The sequence below is a fragment of the Pseudorhodoplanes sinuspersici genome (assembly GCF_002119765.1).
Classification (GTDB): Bacteria; Pseudomonadota; Alphaproteobacteria; order Rhizobiales; family Xanthobacteraceae; genus Pseudorhodoplanes; species Pseudorhodoplanes sinuspersici.
This window is the reverse complement of the sequence record NZ_CP021112.1, coordinates 2,358,140-2,382,460: the sequence shown is the minus strand read 5'-3', so window position 1 is coordinate 2,382,460 and position 24,321 is coordinate 2,358,140. Positions and strand designations below refer to the sequence as shown.

At 60.6% G+C, this 24,321-nt stretch carries 20 protein-coding genes; 12 read left to right on the top strand and 8 right to left on the bottom strand.

All coding sequences use genetic code 11. The features are described 5' to 3' along the window. Positions 1-5: 5 nt before the first annotated feature. Complete coding sequence (locus CAK95_RS11545; RefSeq protein ID WP_086088053.1) at positions 6-983, top strand: AraC family transcriptional regulator; 978 nt, start codon at positions 6-8, stop codon at positions 981-983. On the opposite strand, the gene CAK95_RS11540 is transcribed toward CAK95_RS11545, so the two are convergent. From CAK95_RS11540 to CAK95_RS11530, 3 genes are read right to left on the bottom strand one after another with little or no spacing between them, the layout of a single operon-like run. Next, positions 969-2,477 (bottom strand): AMP-binding protein, encoded by a 1,509-nt coding sequence (locus tag CAK95_RS11540; protein ID WP_086088052.1) that lies wholly within the window; start codon positions 2,475-2,477, stop codon positions 969-971. The genes CAK95_RS11545 and CAK95_RS11540 overlap by 15 nt on opposite strands. Positions 2,478-2,497: 20 nt before the next feature. Further along, a complete protein-coding gene (locus CAK95_RS11535) occupies positions 2,498-3,487 on the bottom strand; it encodes a fumarylacetoacetate hydrolase family protein (protein ID WP_086088051.1) in 990 nt (329 codons plus the stop codon). After that, positions 3,426-4,184: a TetR/AcrR family transcriptional regulator gene (locus CAK95_RS11530; RefSeq protein WP_086088050.1), complete on the bottom strand. Its 759-nt coding sequence runs from the start codon at positions 4,182-4,184 to the stop codon at positions 3,426-3,428. Before CAK95_RS11530 ends, CAK95_RS11535 begins: the two co-directional genes overlap by 62 nt. Positions 4,185-4,328: 144 nt before the next feature. Here CAK95_RS11530 and CAK95_RS11525 point away from each other — a divergent pair, with 144 nt between their 5' ends. From CAK95_RS11525 to CAK95_RS11485, 9 genes are all read left to right on the top strand, one after another. Continuing rightward, on the top strand, positions 4,329-5,579 hold the full coding sequence (locus CAK95_RS11525; RefSeq protein ID WP_198343830.1) for an amino acid ABC transporter substrate-binding protein: 1,251 nt from the start codon (positions 4,329-4,331) through the stop codon (positions 5,577-5,579). A 79-nt stretch (positions 5,580-5,658) separates the two neighbouring features. Continuing rightward, complete coding sequence (locus CAK95_RS11520) at positions 5,659-6,177, top strand: cupin domain-containing protein (protein ID WP_147413639.1); 519 nt, start codon at positions 5,659-5,661, stop codon at positions 6,175-6,177. Positions 6,178-6,249: 72 nt separating this feature from the next. After that, positions 6,250-6,735, top strand: a complete 486-nt coding sequence (locus tag CAK95_RS29150; protein WP_157699596.1) for a hypothetical protein — start codon at positions 6,250-6,252, stop codon at positions 6,733-6,735. Between the two features lie 362 nt (positions 6,736-7,097). Beyond that, entirely contained in the window at positions 7,098-8,306 is a 1,209-nt protein-coding gene (locus CAK95_RS11510; protein ID WP_086088048.1) for an acetyl-CoA C-acetyltransferase, read from the top strand. A 9-nt stretch (positions 8,307-8,315) separates the two neighbouring features. Further along, the gene (locus CAK95_RS11505; RefSeq protein WP_086088047.1) at positions 8,316-10,430 is read left to right on the top strand and encodes a 3-hydroxyacyl-CoA dehydrogenase NAD-binding domain-containing protein; all 2,115 of its coding nucleotides are present in this window, start codon (positions 8,316-8,318) and stop codon (positions 10,428-10,430) included. 48 nt (positions 10,431-10,478) lie between these two features. Further along, entirely contained in the window at positions 10,479-11,492 is a 1,014-nt protein-coding gene (locus CAK95_RS11500; protein ID WP_086088046.1) for a zinc-dependent alcohol dehydrogenase family protein, read from the top strand. A gap of 32 nt (positions 11,493-11,524) precedes the next feature. Then, on the top strand, positions 11,525-12,319 hold the full coding sequence (locus CAK95_RS11495) for an enoyl-CoA hydratase/isomerase family protein (RefSeq protein ID WP_086088045.1): 795 nt from the start codon (positions 11,525-11,527) through the stop codon (positions 12,317-12,319). A gap of 166 nt (positions 12,320-12,485) precedes the next feature. Continuing rightward, the gene (locus tag CAK95_RS11490) at positions 12,486-14,066 is read left to right on the top strand and encodes an ABC transporter substrate-binding protein (RefSeq protein ID WP_086088044.1); all 1,581 of its coding nucleotides are present in this window, start codon (positions 12,486-12,488) and stop codon (positions 14,064-14,066) included. A 60-nt stretch (positions 14,067-14,126) separates the two neighbouring features. Beyond that, entirely contained in the window at positions 14,127-15,728 is a 1,602-nt protein-coding gene (locus tag CAK95_RS11485) for a GMC family oxidoreductase (RefSeq protein WP_086088043.1), read from the top strand. Between the two features lie 150 nt (positions 15,729-15,878). Here the strand turns inward: CAK95_RS11485 and CAK95_RS11480 are convergent, their stop codons facing one another. Genes CAK95_RS11480 through CAK95_RS30185 form a run of 3 tightly spaced genes read right to left on the bottom strand, consistent with a single transcriptional unit; the run spans position 15,879 to position 19,788 of the window. Continuing rightward, positions 15,879-16,772: an ABC transporter permease gene (locus CAK95_RS11480; protein ID WP_086088042.1), complete on the bottom strand. Its 894-nt coding sequence runs from the start codon at positions 16,770-16,772 to the stop codon at positions 15,879-15,881. A 10-nt stretch (positions 16,773-16,782) separates the two neighbouring features. Continuing rightward, positions 16,783-17,733, bottom strand: a complete 951-nt coding sequence (locus tag CAK95_RS11475; protein ID WP_086088041.1) for an ABC transporter permease — start codon at positions 17,731-17,733, stop codon at positions 16,783-16,785. A gap of 15 nt (positions 17,734-17,748) precedes the next feature. Beyond that, on the bottom strand, positions 17,749-19,788 hold the full coding sequence (locus CAK95_RS30185) for a dipeptide ABC transporter ATP-binding protein (RefSeq protein ID WP_280949870.1): 2,040 nt from the start codon (positions 19,786-19,788) through the stop codon (positions 17,749-17,751). Positions 19,789-20,060: 272 nt separating this feature from the next. Between CAK95_RS30185 and CAK95_RS11465 the strand changes: the two genes are divergently transcribed. Then, the gene (locus CAK95_RS11465; RefSeq protein WP_183044243.1) at positions 20,061-20,882 is read left to right on the top strand and encodes an IclR family transcriptional regulator; all 822 of its coding nucleotides are present in this window, start codon (positions 20,061-20,063) and stop codon (positions 20,880-20,882) included. After that, the gene (locus CAK95_RS11460) at positions 20,879-21,664 is read left to right on the top strand and encodes an enoyl-CoA hydratase/isomerase family protein (RefSeq protein ID WP_086088038.1); all 786 of its coding nucleotides are present in this window, start codon (positions 20,879-20,881) and stop codon (positions 21,662-21,664) included. Before CAK95_RS11465 ends, CAK95_RS11460 begins: the two co-directional genes overlap by 4 nt. A 6-nt stretch (positions 21,665-21,670) precedes the next feature. Here CAK95_RS11460 and CAK95_RS11455 read toward each other — a convergent pair whose 3' ends face one another. Next, complete coding sequence (locus tag CAK95_RS11455; RefSeq protein ID WP_086088037.1) at positions 21,671-22,609, bottom strand: NAD(P)-dependent oxidoreductase; 939 nt, start codon at positions 22,607-22,609, stop codon at positions 21,671-21,673. A 63-nt stretch (positions 22,610-22,672) separates the two neighbouring features. Further along, on the bottom strand, positions 22,673-24,238 hold the full coding sequence (locus CAK95_RS11450; RefSeq protein WP_086088036.1) for a class I adenylate-forming enzyme family protein: 1,566 nt from the start codon (positions 24,236-24,238) through the stop codon (positions 22,673-22,675). Positions 24,239-24,321: the final 83 nt, after the last annotated feature.

The following is a 24,321-nucleotide window of genomic DNA, read 5'->3' as shown; positions in this document are numbered from 1 at the left end:
TGCCTATGGATCCGCTCTCAGATGTGCTGTCGCTGCTGAAACCACGCAGCTATGTGTCCGCTGGCTTCGATGCGGGCGGCGATTGGTCGATCCAATTTTCCGATCAGCATGGTCGTATCAAATGCTATGCGGTGATCTCCGGCGCGTGCTGGCTCGGCGTGGACGGTGTTGCAGACGCGGTGCGCCTACAGGCAGGAGACTGCTTCGTGTTGCCGAGCGGGCGGCCTTTCCGTCTGGCCAGCGATATGACTTTGCCTTCTGTCGATGCCGGCACAATTTTTCCACCGGCACGGGATGGCGGTGTCGTCACATACAATGGCGGCGGTGATTTCTTTCTGGTCGGCAGCCGCTTCGCCGTCAGCGGCAATCATGGCGATGTCCTGCTCCGGATGTTGCCACCCATTGTGCATATCCGGAAAGAAACAGAGCAGGCGGCGCTGCGCTGGTCGGTGGAGCGGATGATGCAGGAGCTGCACGCACGGCAGCCAGGCAGCTTTCTGGTCGCACAACACCTTGCTCACATGATGCTGGTTCAGGCCCTGCGATTGCACCTGACTGACAGTATCGAAGGCGGGACCGGGTGGTTCTACGCTCTTGCAGATAAGCAGTTGTGCGCGGCGATCAGCGCGATTCACTCAGATCCGGCGCGGCGCTGGACATTGGACGCTCTAGCGGAGTGCGCAGGAATGTCGCGGTCCACCTTCGCTCAGAAATTCAAAGACAAGGTTGGAGAAACGCCGATTGAATATCTTACGCGGTGGCGGATGTTGCTGGCTGGAGAGAAGCTATCAAAGTCCAACGATTCCATTTCGGTCATCGCTCTGTCGCTCGGCTATGAATCCGAGAGCGCTTTCAGCACTGCATTCAAGAGGATCATGGCTTGCACACCGCGACAATACAGCCGGGTTAGGCATATCGGGATATCCGCCAATCGCGAGGATAAACGCGGATCAAGCAGCAGGTTTGGGTTAGGGGTGGCCTGACTCTCGTTCGCGCAATACCGTCTTCAACACCTTACCGTAATTGTTCTTGGGCAGCGTGTCGACAAAGATGTATTTCTTTGGCCGTTTGAAGCGCGCTATGGCGTTCAGGCAAAGGCTGTCGAGATCGACCGGGCTGGCGTCACCTACCACATAGGCCACCACCACCTCACCCCATTCGCGGTCAGGCCGGCCGATCACAGAGACTTCCCGCACACCGGGATGACGCAACAGCACCTCCTCCACCTCGCGCGGATAGATGTTCGAGCCGCCGGAAATGATCAGATCCTTGGAGCGATCCTTCAGGAACAGATAGCCATTGGCATCAAGAGCGCCGACATCGCCGGTATGCAGATAGCCATCCTGCAAAGCCGCGACGCTGGCCTCTTCGTTCTGCCAATAGCCGGCCATCACCGGATCGCCCCGAACAAGAATCTCACCAGAAACACCTTGCGGGACGGGCTGCCCATTCTCGTCCCCGATGATCACATCCGTGCACGAAAAGGCGCGTCCTGCGGAGGCCAGCCGTTCGCGCCAATGCGGATTGCGGCGATCGGCGATATCGCTTTGCGGCAAGACCGTAATGGTCATCGGGCTTTCACCCTGCCCATAGATTTGCGCGAAGCGCGGGCCGAACCGGTCAATCGCCCGAACTGTATCTTCCACATACATCGGCGCACCACCCCAAATGATGGTGCGGATATTTTCGGCGCGGCAATCTCCGGAGTGGTCGACCAGCCGTTTCACCATCGTGGGAGCCGCGAACATCGAGGAGCGCGGCCAGGCCTCGATCAGCTTGAAGATTTCGGCCGGATCAAAGCCTCCGGATTCCGGCACGATATTGAGGCCGCAATGCATGACATAGGGGATCATGTAGAGCCCGGACCCGTGACTCATCGGCGCCGCGTGCAACAATGAATCGCCGGGGCTGATGGGATCGACCTGGTCCTGATACGCGCGGGCCATTGTCGTGAGATTGCGGTGAGTCAGCATCGCGCCTTTCGGCTTGCCTGTGGTCCCGGAGGTGTAAAACAGCCAGGCGAGATCGTCGGGCTGGCGGTCCGTTATATCGACTGCGTCGGCCGTCAGGAGCGCCTGATAGGAAGCCCCCCCGAGAACAATGATCCGTTCGAGCGAATGCGGCGCATGAGCTTCAATGGTGGATGCGAGGTCGGACGAGGCAAAACAAACACGCGCGCCGGAATGTTCAAGAATATAGGCAAGCTCCGCGCCATGCAGCTTGGCATTGGCGGGCACGCCTACGCACCCCGCATGCCAAATGGCATACAGCGTCTCCAGATATTCCGGCGTGTTGGAGGAGGCGATGGCGACGCGGTCACCAACGGCCAGGTCAAATTCATCGCGCAAAGCGGAAGCGAGACGTGCAACACGTTTCGCAAGCGTTGCATAGTTCGACACGATAGCAGTACCGAACCCCAGCGCCGGCCGCTCTGAATATTTGCGTCCGGTATCGTGAAGGTGCTGCGCCAGATTCATGTCGGTTGAACCCTGTCGCTTCAGAAATGCTTGCGCATGGTATTGCGCAGCACGCCGATTCCCTCGACTTCAAGCTCGACAATGTCGTCGGCCTGCAGGAACCGCATTTGCTCGAGGCCGCAACCATTGCCGACAGTGCCGGATCCCAAGAATTCGCCGGGATAAATCGTTTCGGAACGAGAGATCCAGGCAATGAGGTCCTCGAAACTCCAATGCATGGAGTCGGATTTTCCGCGGCCCCATTCCTCGCCGTTCACACGCGCGATCATCGTCAGGTTATAAGGGTCCTTCATCTCGTCGGCGGTGACGAGGCACGGGCCCATCGCATTGGCGGTATCGAAATCCTTGCCTTTGGCTGGCCCGAGTTGCCCACCCATTTCTTCGGTCTGCGCATCGCGGGCTGTAAAATCATTGAAGATCGTGTAGCCGAAAATGTAGTCTCGCGCCGCCGCGGCCGGCACGTCCTTTGCCGCTTTCTTGATGAAGCAGCCGAATTCAAGTTCGAAGTCGAGTACCCGCGAATAACTCGGCCACAGCACGTCTTCGTCGGTTCCGATCACCGCAAAGCGATTGCATTTATAGTATATCGGCTGATCGTAGAATGTGCTCGGCACCCGGAGCACGCCGGTGCGCTCCATCTCCGCAAGGGCTGCCGTAGGATCAGGACTGTTATTCGCCTTGAGTTGCCGCGCCGCATTGAACGCCTGCACCAGGTGCAACTCGAAGCAAAGGCAATCACGCATTTGCGGCGGGCGCGGGATTGGCGCAAGGAGCTTGACGTCCGTACAACGGTACACGTGATCTGACGGGTGTTTCTTCAGCGTTTCATATGCGCGATCGAGCGAATCATCGCCGCCTTCGATAATCGCCAAAACCTGCTCCAGGTCAGGTGCGCTTTCGCCGTATATTTCGTTGTACGCGGACGCGAGATCGACGATCGTTCCCGATTCATCGACCAGAGCGCCCGCCCGCGGTTTGCCGCTTGGCGGGACGAACGTGACGAGTTTCATGCTTCCTGCCCTTTGTCACGGATTGCTGCTTGCGAATTGTCTTTGACGGAGCGTCATCGCCGGGTGGCGTTGCTGCAAGGCCATCGCGCAATGCAGCAGTCAGAAACGGGACGAGATAACGCGATACGGTTTCAGCATCCTGCGATCGGCATAGCCCGCCCGACAGCCGCTCGATGCGGCCGGTGTCGGACATCAGGAAAACCAGGGCGCCGAGCATAAACTGATAGCCCCAATAGATCTGCGTTCTGCTCCGATCCGGGAGCGCGCGTGACAGCGCTGCAACCACCTCCTGCGCCACGGGGTCGAATATCTGCGGAATGATCCCCCGCTCAAACGCATTCGGGTCGCTGGCCTCGCGTGCCATCAGCCGGCCGAAGCGCGATTGTTCATCGAGAAGGCGAAGCCGCACCATCGGCAGCACGAGTGCCTTGACGATCAGCTCCAGCCGCCGTCCAGGATCGGGTTCGTCTTCGGCGATCCGCAGGCCGGTAAGGCGCTGTTCGACAATCGTTGGCGAGCGTCGTTCGAAAACCGCGCGATAAAGCCCGTCCTTGGTACCGAAGTGATAGGTGATGAGGCCAATCGGCACGTCGGCGGCAGCCGCGATCTGCCGCACTGATACGGCGTGCAGCCCGTCCTCTGCGAACAGCATTTCGGCCGCATCGAGGATTCTTTCGGGTGTGGTTCGTTCGTCCATGGGCCTCTGACGCGACGCGATTTATACGATCGTACAAAAATATTGTCATGTTGTACAACATCGAATAAAGTCGCGATAGCCTCCGGAAAGAGGGGCGCAACCGTCCTGGATCGAAGCCGGGATGCCGCAGACGGGAGGATTTCGATGTTGCGTTTCATGAAGCGTCTCAGCGTGTGCGTTGTCACGGCGTTGATGCTGGTGACCGGCAGCGCTCACGCACAAGACAAACTCAAGATTGGGTTTGGCCTCGGGCTGACCGGCCCGCTCGCCGCCAACGGCAAGGCGGCGCTCATCTCAATGCAGATCTGGGCGGAAGAGGTGAATGCCCGCGGCGGCCTGCTCGGCCGGCCCATTGAACTCGTTTATTACGACGACCAGGGCGCGCCGGCGAATGTGCCAGGCATCTATGCCAAGCTGCTCGATGTCGACAAGGTCGATCTAGTCGTTTCAGGCTACGGCACGAACATGATCACTCCGGCGATGCCACTGGTTATGCAGAAGGGCATGACCTTCATGTCGCTCATCGGACTCAATGCCAACGAACGGTTCAATTACGACCGTTATTTCCAGATCGCCCCGCTTGGCGAAGATCCCGCCGACGCATTCACGCGCGGATATTTCGATCTCGCCGCAGGCATGAATCCAAAGCCGAAGACCGTCGCGATGCTCGGAGCGGATGCGGAATTTGGACAACTCGCACTGGAGGGCGCGCGGCGGCAGGCAAAACGACTTGGCTTCAAGATCGTGTTTGATCGCGCCTACCCGCCTTCGACAGTGGATTTCAGCCCGCTTGTACGCGCCATAAAGGCCACCAATCCGGATTTCGTTTTCCTGGCGTCCTATCCGATCGATACAGTCGGAATCATACGCGCGGTCAACGAGCAGGGTCTCACCACCGGCATGTTCGGCGGCGGCATGATCGGACCGCAATTCGCAGCGGTGCGCGCGCAACTTGGACCGCTCCTGAATGGCGTGGTCGGCTACGAACTTTATGTGCCGGAACCGAGCATCGACTTCCCGTTAATCACGGAATTCCTGAACAAATACACCACGCGTGCCACACAGGAGAAGATCGATCAGCTCGGCTTCTACCTGCCGCCTTACGCCTATGCGGCGATGCAGGTGCTGGAGCAGTCTGTCAAGGCAGTAGGAAGTCTGGACCAAGCGAAGCTCGCGCAACACATGCACAGCACGACCTTCGACACCGCCGTCGGCAAGATCAAGTTTGCCAAAAACGGCGAGTGGGAAAAGGACCGCATCCTCTATGTGCAATATCGCGGGATCGACGGTTCCGGCATCGATCAATGGCGCCAACCGGGCCGCGCTCCCGTGCTGTGGCCACAGACACTGAAATCGGGCGATCTGAAATATCCCTATGTCAGTGGCAAGATGTAAGCCGCGAGCGCGAACGATCGAAACAACAACGGATTTCAAGCAGCAGGAGTGTCCCTTGGTTTGGCGCGTGAGACGTGTGGTGACGGGCCACAACAACAGCGGAAAATCGTGTTTCGTGATGGATGGGTATGCGAACAATGTGAAGGAGATGGAATCGATGCCCGGGCTCGCGCTCACCGATCTGTGGGAAACGACCGATGCGCCGGCGAGCAACGAAGGCAATGCCGATGCGGTGACGCGGCCTGTGCATCTCGAGCCGCCAAGCAAAGGCACGATTCTTCGGATCGTCGAGTTTCCGCCCGATTCGCAATGGCGCAACAGTGCCGACGCGACAAAGGCTTTTGAATCGATCGGCGCCGGACACGCAAAAGACAGTTCGAATGCCGATCCGATGATGCACAAGACGGCTACGGTCGATTACCTCATCATCCTCAAGGGCGAGATCTACGCGATTTTGGAGGATGGCGAGACGCTGCTGAAGCCGGGCGACGTCATGATTCAGCGCGGCACGAACCACTCATGGAGCGTGCGCGGCACTGAGCCCTGCGTCCTTGCCGCTGTGCTGGTCAGTTCGCATCCTGTTGGCGAGACCCATTGATGCTCCCAGCAGCAACATCGCCTCAAGTAAGCTGAAGGCAGGAACGGGAACAATCCGCTTCCCGTCGCGATCGTGTTCAAGCGCCCGGCACCGATTCCGGGCGAGCCCGGCGAATACCGGAAGCGCCAAAAGGTTGACGAAATCTCCCAGCATGCCGACTTCCTTGAGAATAGGGCGAAGCCTTTTGCCGAGGGCAAGATCGACCAGAGCAAAACGCATACCGACAACGCTCATATCAATGCACCGATCGTGACATTCGTCCTGCAACCGGGCGAGGCCTTCGAGTTAGATTGCTGGACGGTGCCGTCGGAAAAAATGCTGACGCAGTGCTTCTATCTGCCGGAAACATTGGCGATCAGGGCACTGGAACGCAGCCGCGCGGCAACTGGTTCCGCAAGCGTTGCGATGAAGCGGGCCTCACTGCACCGCGCACGGCCTGCGCAAGACGGGCGCGGCCATCGCTGCCGAGAACGGCGCGACCGAGCGCCAACGCATGGCAATCTTCGGCTGGTCGACGATGAAGGAAGCGGCGCACTACACGAAGGCCGCGCGGTGTAGGCTTCCACGAAACGATCGAGGTAGGCTTTCAGCCCATCGGGGTCGGGTGGGATATGCTGACCGACCTTGACGTGGCGGTCGCGTAATGCGCCGGGCACGACCCATGCGAACCAGGCGTCGCTTGCCTCCGCGACGCCGTGCATCAACACGATCCATGGCGCATCGGTCCATGGATCGCTGCATCACGTCGCTCGCTCTCTGACCTCGCAGCGACCTCCGACCCTCGCAGTTCACAGGTCTGAACCGATTATGCGCCTTGAAAGCGATCAGCCGAGCCGCTATCATTTTGAAATGTAATTCCGTTTATCGGAACAACAATATTCCTTGGTGGCCTCCGACCAGCAGGATGGGAAGGATCCACGATGGCCGATGCATTCATATATGACGCGCTGCGGACGCCGCGCGGCGCCGGCCGTCCGAGCGGAGGTCTCCATACATTATCTCCGATCGACCTTGGCGCCACCGTGCTGACGGCGCTTGCCGAACGCACCGGCTGCGACCGCGCTGATATCGACGATGTTGTATTCGGCTGCGGCGATCCGGTTGAAGACCAGGGTGCCGACCTTGCGCGCTCATCGCTGCTGCGCGCGGGCTTTGACGAGCGCATTTCCGGCTCCGTCGTGACGCGCTTCTGTTCGTCCGGGCTTGACGCATCGAATGCGGCAGCCGCGCGCATCATGGCTGGGCAAGCCGATTGCATGATCGCGGGCGGCGTCGAGATGATGTCGCTCGTCCCGATTGGGGGTACCGGCGGACCTTGGGGCAGCGACGCCGAATTCAACACCCTTACCAATTACGCGCCGCTCGGCGTCGCCGCCGACCTGGTCGCCACACTCGATGGCCATACCCGCGACGATGTTGACGCTTATGCCGTGGAATCGCAGAAGCGAGCGGCGCGTGCCTGGAACGACGGACGCTTTGCACGGTCCATTATCCCCGTGAACGACTTCAACGGCACGCTGTGTCTTGCGCGCGACGAGCACCCACGTCCAAATACCGACGTAGCCTCGCTCGCCAAGCTGAAGCCCGCCTTTGAGGGCATGGCGACCAAAGGCGGTTTCGGCGACACCGTGCGCAAACGTTATCCGCAGGTAAACCGCCTCAATCATGTTCACACGGCCGGAAACTCGGCGGGGATTGTGGACGGCGCCTCCGCCATCCTGCTGGGATCAGAGAAACTGGGACGCGAACTCGATTTGAAGCCCCGCGCGCGCTTTGTGAGCTTTGCGACGGTCGGCTGCGATCCGTGTCTGATGCTTACTGCTCCGGTCGACGCTACCCGCAAATGCCTTTCACGTGCTGGTCTGACTCTCGACGATATTGATCTGTTCGAGGTGAATGAAGCCTTCGCGTCAGTGGTGCTGCATTTCATGCAGGAGACCGGCGTGTCGCATGACCGGGTCAACGTCAATGGCGGCGCCATCTCGCTCGGCCATCCGATCGGTGCAACGGGTACGATCCTGACCGGCACACTGCTGGACGAACTTGAGCGCACCGGCGGCAAGCATGGCGTTGTCACGCTGTGCGTCGGTCTTGGCATGGGCGTCGCCACGCTGATCGAACGGGTTTGAGAACAGCGCATGATTACAAGAAAGAATCTCGGCGACGGCGTCGTCCTCGTTCTCTTCAGCGGCGACGGGCCGGTGAATACACTCGGCCGCGCCGACAACGAACGATTTGCGGCACTGATCGATGAACTACTCGCCGAGCCGTCTGTCAAAGGCATCGTGCTGTCATCAGACAAACGGGATTTCCTGGCGGGCGGCGATCTCGACGAACTGCGCGCAGTGCAAACGCCGGCGGATGCTATCGCTATCGTCACTCCGTTCCTGAAGGCTATTCGCAAGCTCGAGACCGGCGGCAAGCCTGTGGTCGCGGCGCTGAACGGCACGGCGCTCGGCGGCGGCTTTGAGCTGGCGCTTGCCTGTCACCGTCGCATCGCCGCCGATCAACCTTCTGCACGCTTCGGCCTGCCCGAAGTAACGCTCGGGCTGATGCCCGGCGGCGGCGGTACGCAGCGCCTCCCCCGCCTGATCGGCCTTGCCGCGGCGACCCCGCTCTTGCTCGAAGGCAAGCGGCTGAAGCCAGCGGATGCATTGGCCGCCGGCCTCATCGATGCCATCGTCCAGCCCGAGCGATTGCTCGACGAGGCGAAGGCCTGGGTGCTGGCCAGCTCAAATCCGGCACAGCTGTGGGACATGAAAAGCTTCAGACTCCCGGGCTTCGCGCCGCAATCGCCCGAAGGCCGGCAATTCTTCCTCGCGAGCTGGGCGCGGCTGCACAAGCGCAGCGCCGGCTGCGATCTCGCGAGCGAAGCAATATTGCAGGTGCTGCACCACGGTACCGAGCGCAGTATCGATGCCGGCATCGCCATCGAGACCCGGCATTTTGCGCGGCTTGCGGCATCGTTCGATGCCAAAGCCAAGATTCGCACGCTGTTCGTCGGTACCGCCAATGCCCGCGCCATGAAGATGCGCCCGAAGAACGTGCCCGTGAGCAAGCCAGCGCGCGTCGCCGTGATCGGCGGCGGCGTGATGGGACGCGGCATAGCGTATGTCTCTGCCATGGCTGGCATGGAGGTCAATCTCGTCGATATTTCGGCGGACATCGCAGCCAAGGCAAAAGATGCCATTACACGAATTGCCGAGCGAGACCACGAGCGGGGGCACTTACGCGGGACGGTGGCGGATGTCGTCGGCCGCATCTACCCGACTATGAGCTACGCCGATATCGGCCAAAGCGACATCGTGGTGGAAGCGGTTTTCGAACGTCCGGATCTCAAGCGTGACGTGCTGGCCAAGGCTGCCGCAGCGATCCGGCCTGGCACCCCAATCGCGAGCAACACCTCGAGCATCCCGATCACCAATCTCGCCTCGGCTCTACCTGATCCCTCCTGTATTCTTGGGCTGCATTTCTTCTCGCCGGTTGAGCGCATGCAGCTTGTCGAGGTCATCAGAGCAGGCGCAACGTCGGATGAGATCCTCGCGCGTGCCTTGGACTTCCTGAAGCGCATCGACAAAACGCCCGTCGTGGTGAATGACGGCCTCGGCTTCTTCACCAGCCGTGTCGTTACGACCTATTCCAGCGAGGCGATGAACCTGCTCGCCGATGGAGTGACACCCCAGCTCATCGATAATGCCGCGGTCAATGCTGGCTTCGCCATGGGCCCTATCTCACTTTGCGATCTCGTCACCATGCCGCTATTGAAGGACATCTTTGCTTCTATGCGTGGCAATGGTCGGCGCGCAGCCGATCGCGGCAGTGTTGCGCGCGAGACAGTCGCTAAACTTGCCGCGGACGAACGCGTCGGCAAGGCAAAAGGCAACGGCATCTACACCTATAATGGCGAGACACGCGAGCCGTGGGATGGCCTTTCCGCCTGCCTCGGTACGAAACCGTCTTCGCTCGACGAAGCAACCGTGCGCGACCGGCTGCTGTTCACGCAATCGCTTGAGGCGATCCGCACGCTGGAAGACGGCGTGGTCACGCGGCCGATCGACGGTGATCTGGCATCAGTGCTTGGTTGGGGCTTTCCCGCCCATCTTGGCGGTGTGTTCTCTTTTGTCGATCGCGTGGGCGCATCGGCTTTCGCGCACCGCGCCCACGAACTCGCCGATCTTTTCGGCGGCCGCTACGAGCCGCCGGCGATGCTGCTCGAGATGGCAAGGGACAATCGCAAGTTCCATGACGTGTGATCCAAGGAGCGCCGGTATCAGCGCGTCTGCGAGCAACGGAGTCGGTTGATGAAAGCCATGGTGATGGGCGGATTGGGTCTTTCGAACCTGGCCCTGCAAGACTTGCCCGATCCAAGGCCCGGTCCCGGGCAGGTGCTGGTGCGCCTGCATGCCGCATCGTTAAACTATCGCGATCTGCTCACGCTCGACGGCAAATATGGCTCAATGCAGCGGCGTGAGAATCTGATCCTTCTCTCCGACGGCGCCGGCGAGATCGCCGAGATTGGTGCGGGCGTGAAGGAATGGAAGGTTGGCGATCGCGTGGTCGGCTGCTTCTTCCCGTTCTGGCAGAATGGCGAGCCGCAGGACTATCTTTTGCGTGATGCGCCGGGTGGCCTCGCCGATGGTATGGCGTGCCAGTATCGCGTTTTCAACAGCGATGCGATCCTCCCAATCCCGCCACAGCTCAGCTTTGTAGAGGCGGCGACGCTGCCCTGCGCGGCATTGACGGCGTGGAGCGCCGTGCGCGCCGCGCACAAGACCGGACCCGAGCATGTTGTGCTCACGCAGGGGACCGGTGGCGTGTCGCTGTTCGCCCTGCAATTTGCAAAGGCCGCAGGCGCCACTGTAATCGCAACGTCATCCAGCGAAGAAAAGCTCCGAAGATTGCGCTCTCTTGGCGCCGATCACGTGATCAATTATCGTGACGACGCCGAATGGGGAAAAACTGCGCGTAAACTCACGAAAGGCCGCGGTGTCGACCTTGTGGTTGAAGTGGGCGGCGCCGGTACCATCAAGCAGTCCATCCGCGCCACGAAGCTCGGTGGAACCATCCCATTGATCGGGGTTGTCGCCGGACCATCGCTCGATCTGCCCTTGCCGCTGATCACAATGAACCTTCTAAAGGTCGTGGGGGTCGCGCTCGGCAACCGGCGGCAATTTGCGGACATGCTGCGCGCCATCGAACACCATGCGATCAAGCCAGTCGTCGACCGGGTTTTTCCGCTGACTGAACTTCCGGAGGCGCTGGCCTGGTTGCAGGCCGGCAAGCATGTCGGCAAGGTCTGCATCGAGATCGACTGAACAAGGCGTCCCTTGCGGACGTAGGGATCGTCATGGGTCATATCATCGTCGACGTCGCGGAAGGCATCGCCACCGCGATCATCTCGGCGCCGCCGATGAACGCGCTTACTGCCGCGATGCGCGTGGAACTGTTGGAGCGCATCTGTCAGTTCGAAAATGACGACAGCATCCGCGCAATCATCCTGCGCGGGGATGGCCCGAAAGCATTCTGTGCCGGCTTCGACATTGGCGAAATCTCACAAACGCTCGGCTCGGCAGAAAAGACGCTTGCACAGCTCGAGCGCGACGCAGAGCTGTTCGATCGGCTCGCCCATTGCCGCAAGCCGACGTTGGCCGTAGTAGAAGGGTTCGCGCTCGGTGGCGGACTTGAGCTTGCTGTATGCTGCGACTTTATTCTCGCAAGCGAAGGCGCGCGCTTCGGGCTCCCGGAAATCAAGCTCGGCGCCATGCCGGTCGCGGGAGGAACACTGCGGGTCACGCGTCTGGTGGGTCCAGCGCGCACGCGGCAATTGATGCTGCTCGGCGATCCGATCGATTCGGCGACGGCGCTCGCCTGGGGACTCATTGCACGCGTTGTGCCGCAGGCCGATTTTTCGGCGGAAAGCATGGCACTTGGGCGGAAGTTGGCGGCCGGACCGGCGCTTGCCATGCAATATGCCAAGCGCGCGATCGACGCGGCCTTAGACCTGAGCGAAACGGAGGCACTTGCAATGGCGCGCGAAGGTGGCGCGCGGCTTGCAACATCCTTCGATCTGGCGGCCGCCGTGCAGGCCTTTTCCTCCCGGCAAGCGCCGCAGTTTCGTGACAAGATCGATCGCGGCGAGTGAGACAAATAAGCTCGATACGGCATCGACTGGATTGCGCTGGCGCAGCTGGATCAGTAGACTCCATTGTAAGGAACATGATTCCGATAAACGGAATCAGCGCGATATCGTCATTCGCCGGCTCCTGCAGACGCGCGATTTACGAATCATCGCCGCAAGGGAGGTTTTGATGCGAAGTCTCGCTCATATCGCGAAAGGTTTTGCCTGCATCACAATCTCGGTCACGATTGCGACCGGTGCCGCCGGCGAGACGCCTAAACGCGGCGGTGTTCTTAGGCATGTGATCGAAGGTGAACCGTCGAGTTTTGACTGCCACGCAGCGGCGACATCGTTTGCGCTGCAAGTGCTGGCGCCGCATTACTCGACGCTGCTGAAGTACGACCCCAATGATTTCTCGAAGATCACTGGCGATCTCGCCGATTCCTGGACGATGGCGCCGGACCGGCTGAGCTACACCTTCAAGCTCAAGCCGGATGTGAAATTCCATGACGGCAGCGAGCTTTCGTCCGCCGACATTAAAGCAACTTTCGACCGCCTGCGCGATCCGCCGCAAGGCATCACGTCGGCGCGCAAGGGCCAGTTCGAAAGCATCGCTTCGATTGAGACGCCATCGGGCGACACCGTCGTGTTCAAGCTGAAGCGTGTCAATCCGGCCGCGCTCTACATGTTCGCAAATCCGTGGAACTGTGTTTATTCGGCAAAGAAGCTCGCCGCCGATCAGACCTTCTACAACACCAACGTGATGGGAACAGGCCCGTTCGTTTTCGAGGAATATGTCAAGGGCTCGCACTGGTCGGCAAAGCGCTTCGACAATTATTTTCAGAAGGGCAAACCCTATCTTGATGGCATCCGCGGCTTCTTCATCAACGGTCCCGGCGTGATCAATGCGCTCGCAGGCGGGCAAGTCGATGCGCTGCTATTTCAGGTGGCGCCGCCCGATCTCACGCGGCTGAAGAATCAGCGCGGGGATCAAGTAGTATTTCACACGAACTCTTTCAACATCACGAATTTCTTGACCGTGAATGTGCGTAAAGCCCCCTTTAGCGATCCGCGCGTGCGCAAGGCGTTGAGCCTCGCAATCGACCGATGGGGCGGAATCCCGAGCCTTTCGAAACTCGCAACGCTCGAATTCCCGACCGTCTTCGTGCCGCCGGCAAGCCCCATCGCCTACACCAAGGAGGAGATGGCGAAGCTGCCCGGTTATAGCCTCGATATGGACAAGCAGCGGGCGGAGGCCAAGCGCTTACTTGCGGAAGCAGGCGTACCCAATCTGAAACTCACGCTGCTGAACCGCAACGTCCGCCTGCCCTGGCAACCGCTCGGCATCTACATCATGGACCAGTGGCGCCAGATCGGCATCGAGGTTGATCAGATTCCAGCGGAAACACCGCAATATTTCGCGGCGCTCACAAGCGGTAATTACGATGTGGCGATCGACTTCAACAATACGGTCAGTGTCGATCCAAATGAGGTGCTTGTGAAGTTCATTCCTGGCAGTCCGAACAATTATTCCGGTGCGGATGACAAGGCGCTGGTCGAACTGTTCGACAAGCAGGCGGGGATGACGGATCAGGACGAGCGCAAGATGGTGGCGCGGCAATTCCTCGAGCGTCTCATGGATCAGGGCTACTCGATCCCATTATTCGGAAATAACCGCGCAACCGCAGCGGTGAAGGAGTTCAAGGGCTGGAAGCTCGCACCGACCACCGTGCTCAATCTCGATATGGCCGACGTCTGGTTCGACCGGTGACCGCTCGCGTAGGTCAATGAGGAAAATGAGCCGTAGCTCCGCCGCTTCCTGTCTGGAAATATGGATACACCTGAGGCTGACTTCATCGTCGTCGGTGCCGGCTCGGCGGGCTGCGTGGTAGCCGCGCGGCTCTCCGAAGATGGCCATCGCGTCCTGCTGCTTGAAGCAGGCCCCGCCGACTGGCGGCCGATGATTCACATCCCGGCCGGAATGGTGACGCTGCTGCGCCATCCCGTGGTGAACTGGAATTACATGAGCGAACCTGAGCCTGGCATCGGCCATCGAGCGCTCGGCTGGCCACGTGGCAAGGTGCTCGGCGGATCGAGCTCGATCAACGGCATGCTTTATTTGCGCGGTCATCCCGCCGATTATGATGGCTGGGCACAGATGGGCTGCACGGGTTGGAGTTCCGCCGACGTGCTGCCCTTTTTCAAGAAATCCGAGCGACGTATCGGTGGCGAAGATACCTATCGCGGCCGCGATGGCGTAATGGCAGTCGAGGATTACCGGACCATTCTGCCGTTGACGCATCGCTTTGTGAAAGCGGCACAACAGGCCGGCGTGCCGTTCACACCAGATCACAACGGGTCGCAGCCGGAAGGTGTCGGTTACTCACAGATGAGTCGCAATCGGCGCTTCCGCCACTCCAGCGCGCGTGCTTTCCTGCAGCCATCGCGCCGCCGGAGCAACCTGGGCGTCGAGACCAACGCGCTCGCGCGGCGCATCCTGTTCGACGGCCGTCGCGCGGCCGGAGTGGAATACGATCGCGGCGGCTCCGTCGTGCAGGCGCGCGCCAGACGCGAAGTGATCGTTTGTGGTGGAGCCGTAAACTCGCCACAGCTCCTGCAACTCTCCGGGATCGGTCCGGCGGCGCATGTGCGATCGATCGGTGTTGCGGTGGTGCACGACCTTCCCGGTGTTGGAGCGAACCTGATAGACCATCTTGCGGCTCTGCTCGCATATCGCGTTCGCGGCGAGATATCGGTGAACCAACTCCGGCGCGGTACGCTGCTCATGCGCGAGATAGCGCGTTGGTGCCTATTCGGGACCGGCGCGCTCACCTTCGGAGTTTCAACTGCAAGCGTGTTCGCGCGCATGCGTGAGGGCCGTATCAGTCCCGACCTGCAAATCCTGTTCACGCCCGGAAGCTATGATAGGAGCCGCTTCGGCGAGCTTGAACACGAACCTGGGATGACGGCCGCGGTCTGTGCCGTCAATCCGGAAAGCCGCGGAACGATCATGGCAGTCTCCCCCGATCCGAAGCGCGCGCCGGAGATCCGGCCGAACTATTTTTCTGCTCCAGAGGACATGGATGTGACGCTGAAAGGCATCCGGCTTGCACGCCACATCTTTGCACAGCCGGCGATCGCCGACGCCGTAGTGACCGAAACGGTGCCCGGATTCGCGGCGCAGGACGACGCGGCGTTGACCGAATTCGCGCGTATGCACACAACCACCGTGTTCCATCCCGTCGGCACTTGCCGGATGGGAATCGACCCAAAAGCCGTGGTCGATCCGCGTCTGCGCGTTCACGGCGTCGACGGCCTTCGCGTGGTCGACGCCTCTATCATGCCGCGGATCACGACCGGCAATACCAACGCACCGACCATCATGATCGGCGAGAAGGGCGCCGCGATGATTCGGGAGGATGCGAGGAGGTAACCGGCGCCCGGGCGTAGCCAGCGAACCCGCAATCCAGAGCTACGAGCGCTAAGTTGTTGGCCCCAGGATTCCGGACCCGCGCTCCCCCAGCCAAGTGTGCGCAAGCGGCGTAAACTTGCCTGCCATGGTGCGTCCCGGAGTGACGACACGTTACGTCTTGAATTTCGGATCAAGCCAATCGCGCAGTGCGTCGCCGAGCAGGTTGAACGCGAACACCGCGAGACTGATCGCAAGCCCCGGAAAGATCACGATCCAGGGTGCCTCCTCGAAGAAATCCGAAGCACTGCCCGACAGCATCAGTCCCCAGGCCGGGACTGGCTCAGCGACGCCGAGCCCGAGGAACGACAGCACCGCTTCGAGCAGAATTGCCTGCGCGACATAGGCGGTGAGCATGATCAGATAAGGCGCCATCAAATTGGGAATCATGTGGCGCAGCACGATACGCGTATTGGAATAGCCAGCGATCCGCGCCGCATCGACATAGGGCAGATTGCGGATCACGAGCGCCGACGAGCGGATCACGCGCGCGACCTGTGGCACGATCGGAATCGCGATTGCGAAGATAAGGTTGATGTCGACCCCGAAAATCAACCAGCGGCCAAGCACCGCCACTACGACGAGCGCCAGCACGATGAGCGGAAACGATAGCAGCAGATCAATGCCGCGCTGAATCGCGTTGTCGATCGGCCCTCCGAAATAAGCGGAGGCGGCGCCGATGATCGCGCCGATGGTGCAGCCGAGAAACGCCGACGACAGGCCTATGATCAACGCCGTCCGCGCGCCGTAGATAATGCGCGTGAGAATGTCACGACCGAACGGATCCGTGCCCAGCAGGTGCGTCCAACTCGGTGGCTGCAACATACTGGCGAGATTGTTGCGAACCGGATCGTAGGGCGCGATGCGTTCGGCGAACACGCCGGCCAATAGCATAATGATCAGCACCAGAAGCGCGACCGCGCCCGCAGGCTGCTTCAAGCAGAAGTCGACGAGCGGATTGCGAGTCCACAAGGGGCGCTTCTCTTTCGGAAGGGCGGCCTCGCTCATGACACCCTCACTAATATCGCACACGCGGATCAAGCGCAGCGTAAACCAGATCGATGACGAGATTGGTCAGGATATAAAAGATGGCAAACAGCATCACCATCCCCTGGATCAGCGTAAAGTCATGGCGCGTGACGCTCTGCACGAACAGCTTGCCGAGTCCATTGAGGCCGAAGACCTGCTCGGTCACCACAAGGCCGCCAAGCAGGAATGCGAATTCGAGACCGATCACCGTCACTGCAGGTAGCAGCGCGTTGCGCAGCGCGTGCCGCCGCACAATGACGGATTCGAGAACGCCTTTCGCACGCGCCGTGCGGATATAGTCTTCGCCTAGCACTTCGAGCAGCGATGATCGCACGATGCGGGTCAGAACCGCCGAGAAGCGATAACCCACGGCGAGAGCTGGCCAAATGAGTTGCCAGAGATTGGCGGCGGGGTCCTTGTAGATCGGCGTAAACGACAAGGGCGGAAGCGTGCCCAGTGTCATCAGCAGAGCCATGATGATCAGCATACCAAGCCAGAAACTCGGCACGGCGAGCCCAGCAACCGCGAATATCCGAACCAGCGTGTCGATCCAGGCTCCTCGGTAGAGCGCCCCCAGCGTCCCGAGCGGAACCGCGATGATGCAGCCGATCAGTGTCGCCATGATCGCTATCTGGAAGGTGATTTCGAAACGCGCGGCAACCTCCTCGATCACCGGCCGGCCTGTCCACATCGACTTACCCAGATCGAACTGCGCAAGCCCCTTCATCCAGTCGAGAAATTGCTCCGAACGCGGCTTGTCGAGGCCGAGCCGTACCCGCTCCCGCTCGATGACGTCCAGCGTGACCTGCGCGCCATCGCCCCGCAGCTTGGCCTCGACGATGTCACCCGGAAGCACGCGCAGCACGAAGAACGTAATCACCGCGACGCCAATCAGAGTCGGAATTGCGAGCAGGAGCCGGTTCGACACATAGCGGATCATGCGCTTTGGTCTCCTTCACACCTTGATGCAGGCGACCGCATGACCAGGCTTCGCCTCGCGCAGCGCTGGCACTTCCGCCTTGCACTCAATGCTCGCCATTGGGCAACGCGTGTGGAACACACAACCGGACGGTGGGGACAGCGGACTTGGCAATTCACCTTGGATTAACCGCGGCGCCCGTGCCTTCTCCGCCGTTGGATCGGGAATGGGCGCCGCTTCGAGCAGCAGCTTTGTGTAAGGATGCAGTGGCTGCTCGCACAATTCATCGCGATCCGCCGTCTCCATCACACGGCCGAGATACATCACGACGATGCGCGATGAGATGTGCCTCACCACAGCGAGATCGTGCGCAATGAAAAGATAGGATAATCCGCGCTTGCGTTGCAGCGTTTCCAGGAGATTGACGATTTGCCCCTGGATAGACACGTCCAGCGCGGAGACGGCTTCGTCACAAACAATGAACTCTGGCTCGATCGCCAGAGCACGCGCAATCCCGACGCGCTGGCGCTGCCCGCCTGATAACTGATGCGGATAACGATCGCCAATTTCGGGCCGCAGGCCCACCTCCTTCAGAAGCTGCGTCACCCGATCGTCCACCGCGGCGCCGTCAGCCACAAGACCGTAAACCTTGAGCGGCTCTGCGATAATCTGGCCGGTGGTCATACGCGGATTGAGAGAACTATACGGGTCCTGAAACACCGCCTGGATTTTACGGCGTATTGCCTTGAACTCGCTGCGGCCCGTCTCTGCGAATCTGCGACCTTGAAAAGCGATTGAGCCTCTCGTCGGCTGCTCCAGACGCAGGATCAGGCGGCCGACCGTGCTCTTGCCGCAGCCGGATTCGCCGACAAGTCCGAGCGTCTCTCCGCGCCGAATATCGAAGCTCACATCCTCGACCGCCCGAACCGCGCGCGGCTTTGCCAGCAAGCCGGTCTTCACCGGAAAATATTTGGTCAGATTACGAATGGACACGATCGTTGCATCCGAGTTTGCGTCGTTCGTCTGATGCAGAGGCGTTGCTGTCGCCGCATGCCAGGCGAGTTTCCCCGCACTGATCTCGGCCACACGAATGCAGGCGGACAACCCGCCAGCATCGGTCGGCACCAGCGGCGGCGACGCCTCACACGCCGGCAGGCGGAACGGACAGCGCGGTGCGAAGCGGCATCCCCGCGGCGTGTCCGCGAGCGACGGCGGCAAACCTTCGATGGTCGCGAGTTGTCCGCCGCGCGGTCGATCGAGCCGTGGCACCGAACGCAAAAGTCCCATCGTGTAGGGATGCCGCGGCCGGTGGAAGATGGCATCGGCCTCGCCCTGCTCCACGACACGGCCCGCATACATCACCACTACGCGGTGCGCGTAGCGCGCCACAATGCCAAGATTATGCGTGATGATAATCAGCGCGATACCAAGGTCACGCGACAGCGATTTCATCAGTTCGAGGATCTGCGCCTGGATCGTCACATCGAGTGCCGTGGTCGGTTCGTCGGCGATGATCAGCTTGGGATCGCAAGCGAGGCCGATCGCGATCATCACCCGTTGCCGCATCCCGCCGGAAAACTGGTGCGGATATTGATGCAAACGCTGCTCGGCATCGGAAATGCCGACGAGACGAAGGAGCTCCACCGCGCGTGCATTGGCTTGGCGCGCGGACATGCGGAGATGAACTTGCAGCGGCTCGATGAGCTGCAACCCAATCGGCAGAACCGGGTTGAGCGAAGTCATCGGCTCCTGGAAGATCATCGAGATCTCTTTGCCGCGCACATGGCGCATCTTCTCTTCCGGAATGTCGAGCAGATTACGGCCTTCGAACAGAATGCGACCTTGCGGAATGCGGCCGGTGCGCGGCAGAAGCCGCATGATCGAATGCGCCGAAACCGACTTGCCCGAGCCCGATTCTCCGACAAGGGCGACGATCTCGCCGGCCTTGACCTCAAGACTCAAGCCCTCCACCGCCTGGATATTGGCGGCATCGGTGGCGAAATTAACGTGTAGATCCTCGACTCTGAGGAGAGTCTCTGCCGCAGCCGGCGCAACAAGGCCGCTATCACCAATCAACGTGGGCGGCCCGATATCAGAAACGGCCGGGCCGGGAGACCGGCTCGATAATCGGCGCTCAGGCACTCCTCCCATGTGGCGTCATTCCTTCTAGCGGAATGTTCTTCCATTTGTTAGAATAGAAGGCTACTGCGGCCCTGACAAGCGGAGAAGCAAGCGAGAAGAGCGGATTGACTTGGCGGGTTTTGGCAACCACTCCCATGCAAGCCGCTAGCGAATCGTCGCAGGCTGAACAGGATTTCCTGCCGGACCGCATTTGGAGGATCGCAAACGTGTCGGAAGAAGCAACCAGCACCGTCGTCCGCGTGGTGCGCCTCCTGCAATGCATCGCCGAGGTCGGCGGTGAAATCTCGGTAAAGGAATTTGCCGCACATTTGTCCCTGCCCCCGAGTACGGTGCATCGGCTATTGAAGCTCTTGATGTCGCAAGGGCTGATCGAGCAACGGGCCACGACCCAGCGCTACCGCGTTGGGCGGGAGCTGTTTCGTATATCGTCGCTGATCGCTCGCCAGGTAGATTTTGAGGAGATCGCGCGCCCAATCCTCACCGCGTTGCGCGATGCCTGCCAGGAGACCTGCTACTTCGCGATGTATCTGCCGACGTCGCGTCGTTTCGTCGGCACGGTGGTCGCACGCTCGCCGCATCCGCTCGGTTATCATTTCGAGCCGCTCATGCAGCAAAAGGTCGCGTGGGGGGCGGTCGGCCGCTGCATGCTGGCCTATCTGCCGGAAGAGGAAGTGCGTAAGGCCGTGGCGGAAGCGGGTGAATCGCCGGCGGGGAATCCACCGCCAAGCCTCAAGGACATGAAGGCCGCGCTGGAGGAGATTCGCGAACGCGGATATGCGTCAGCCGAGGGCGAGATATTTCCCGAGGCAATCGGCTTCGCGCGCGTCGTGTTCGACGCCGACGGCAATGTGATGGGCTCGCTCGGCATCACCATGCCGATGATCCGATACAAGGCGTCCATGCACAAGCAGCTTGCCAATCTGGTCATCGGCAAAGCCAAGGAGCTAAGCAAAGCGCTCGGTTATCGTGAAGTCGCCGAACTCCCGGCTAGTAACGAGCTGCGACCGCGGCGAAGGGCGCGCGCATGATTGACGGGGCGGAGACCGTAACCCCGTTCCGGCTGATCGAAGATGGCCCCGTGCTTGTGCTGGAAATCGACCGGCCGGATACACGCAACAGTTTGCGGCTCACCGAGATCGTGGCACTGGGAGACGTCCTTGCAAGCGCACACGTGATGGCTGCACGGTGCCTCGTCATTCGTGGTGTCGGTGGCAGCTTCTGTGCTGGGCGCGACGTGCGGGAGATCGATCCCGACGGAGAGGACGCCTACGAAGTTCTGCATCGGCAGATCGGCCCAGTGTTGCAACGGCTACGCACGCTGCCTGCCCCGACAATTGCGTCGGTCGGCGGACCTGCGCTCGGGTTCGGGCTCGGTCTCGCGCTCGCCTGCGACATGACGATTGCCGCCGATAATGCGGTGTTTGGCAGCCCGTTCCGCCGCATTGGCGCAGTGCTGGATTCAGGCGGTCATTACTTCTTCCAGCGACGGCTCTGCAGCCACCGCGCTGCCGAGCTTGTTTTCACCGGCCGCATGCTCAGCGGCAGCGAGGCCGCCATTCTGGGCCTGATCAACGAGGCGGTTGCTGCGGACAGGCTTGCGACGCGTACCACCGAGCTGGCGACGCTGATCGCCAGCGGCCCAACCGCGGCCTTCCGTGCGACCAAGCAAATTCTCCTGAAGGAGCGCAGCTTCGACGAGGTGTTGGAATTGGAAGCCCGCTTTCAGAAAGAAGTCACGCACGGTCCCGATGGTCGCGAGGGTCTCGCCGCGTTCCGCGAACGGCGCAACCCGGTCTTTACCGGCACGTAATGCAAATCAACCCCGCCCCTTCGCCGTGGCCTTGTCCTTCTCCCAGAACGAATCGAGATATTTATAGACATTTGTGAAATCGGCATCGCGGCCGAATTGTCTTTCCGCTTGCGAGAAGACCTCCGTCAGGTCGCGCGGCAGCGAGGCGGTAAAGCCGACATGCCGCGCGGTCTCTTCCATCACCCGGGCATCCTTGGCGGCCAACCACATCTTGAAATTGGCGGCGAACTTGCCCGATGTGACCTGCTGCTTGAGCACGAATTCGGTCGCTGCGTTGCGTCCATAGGACGCGTTCACGATGTCGACCATCAGATTCGGATCGAGGCCGTATTTCTGCCCTACCAGAAGGCCTTGCAGCGCCGAAACGAGATTCAGCCCGGCAATGAAATTGTTAATCGTCTTCATGGCATGGCCGGAGCCGAGCGGCCCGGTGTGGAAAATCGACTTGCCCATCGCACGAAGAATAGGATCCGCACGCTTCACCAGAGCTTCCGAACCGCCGACCATGAGGGTCAGCGCGCCTTCATTCGCGCCTTTTTCGGCGCCTGAAACCGGTGAATCGATCAGCGAGATTTTCAGAGGCGCGAGATCCTTCGCGAGATTTTCGGTATCGACGGGCGAGGACGAGGAACAGTCGATCAGCAACGTCTCCGCATTCGCCGCCTTGATGGGGGCATCGCCGCCGAACAAGGCGCTGCGCACGACCTTGCCGTCACCCAGCATGGTCACGATCGCATCCTGATCGGCGCAGGCCGCGCGCGCGTCCATTGTCGCTTTTACGCCGCAGCGCGCTTCAAAATCCTTCCGCGCGGCTTCCGACAGATCGCAGGCGGTCACCGTGAAACCGGCGCGCACCAGATTGACCGCCATACCGCAGCCCATGGCGCCGAGCCCAAAAAATCCGATCCGGGCAGGCGGCGCAATCGGCAGATCCGTATTCGACATCGTTTCCTCCTGCAGCCTCGTTGTAGTCTTTAATCATGGCTGATTGCGGCTTTGCCCGAGCGATCAGTTCACCCGCTTTTCCCGGCCGCGCCAGTAAGGTTCGCGCAGCACATTTTTCTGGATCTTTCCGGCTGCCGAGACCGGCAACGGCTGATCGCGCAGTTCCATGCTGCGTGGGCATTTGTAGGCGGCGATCAGCGTGCGGCAATGCGTCTGTACGGACTCAAGCGTGACCTTCGCGCCGTTGCGCGGAACCACGATCGCATGCACCGACTCGCCCCAATGCGGATCGGGAATGCCGATCACCGACACCTCCGCGATTTCCGGCATCAGCGAGATCGCATTCTCAACTTCGGTCGAGTAGACGTTCTCGCCACCGGTAATAATCATGTCCTTCAACCGATCGGCGATATAGACGAGGCCCTCCTCGTCCATGATCGCGGCGTCACCGGTATGCAGCCAGCCGTCCCGCAGCGCTTTCGCTGTCTCTTCCGGCTTGTTCCAGTAGCCCTGCATCACGATAGGGCCGCGCACCACGATCTCACCGATCTGGCCGCGCGGAACCTCGTTTCCCTGCTTATCCGCAATCTTCAGCTCGATATTGGGCGCAGCGACACCGCATGATTTCAGCCTTTCTCCGGCAACACGCGGCAATCGCAGATGGTACGGCAGCATGGTGCCGATCGGCGACAGCTCGGTCATGCCCCAACCGTGCAGAAAGCGCATCTCGGGCCATAGCTGGACCGCGCGCTTCAACGTCCCCTCGGTGATCGGGGACGACCCGAACATGATCTGGCGCAGGCTCGACATGTCGCGCATCTCGATGCCAGGCGAATTGACGATCATAGTGATCATCGTTGGTACCAGCGCGATATTGGTCACACGATGCTCGGTCATCGCGTTCAGGCAGGCCTCGACCTCGAAGCGCGGGATGAAGACATGTGTGCCGGCCGCCATGGTCACCGACAGGGTCGACATGCCGTCCGTGAGATAACACATCGGCGCCGCATGCAGATAAACGGTGGTCGCATCGTAGCCGATCATGTAACAGCCGTTCACGGCATTGGCGACGAGGTTGTCGTGACTGAGCATGACACCCTTCGCCTTGCCGGTACTGCCGCCGGTATAAAAAATTCCGGCAAGGTCGCCGCCATGCCGGTTGGCATCGGCAACAGACTGCGTCTCGGCGACAAGCTTTTCATAGCTCGCAAAGCCGTCCGGTGCGGGATTGTCCGAGATGTGGATGACACATCGCAGTGATAGCACGCGTTCGCGCACCGCCTGCCCGATCGCTAGAAAGCTGTCGTCCACGACGAGGATTTCGGCGCCGGAATCCTCGACGATGTATTGCATCTCCGGCAACGCGAGCCGCGGATTCAATGGCACGATGACACCGCCCGCCCAGGGGATCGCGTAGTAGATTTCGAAATAGCGGTGGCTGTTATGCGCTAGAATTGCGACGCGTCCGCCTTCGCTCAGACCCGCGTCACGCAAGGCACTCGCAGCCCGCGACACGCGCGCCTCCACGTCGCGCCAGGTGCGCCGCACATCGCCGTCGATCAGCGCAACGCCTGACGGATTGACTTGTGCCGCGCGCCGTAACCCCTGCGTCAGTCGCGCCTGTGTCATACGCTATTTCGTTTATCGGAATGACATATCACTGGATGGCATCATATCGAGTTGCTAAATTCGGCGCAAGAAATCGGCGCAAC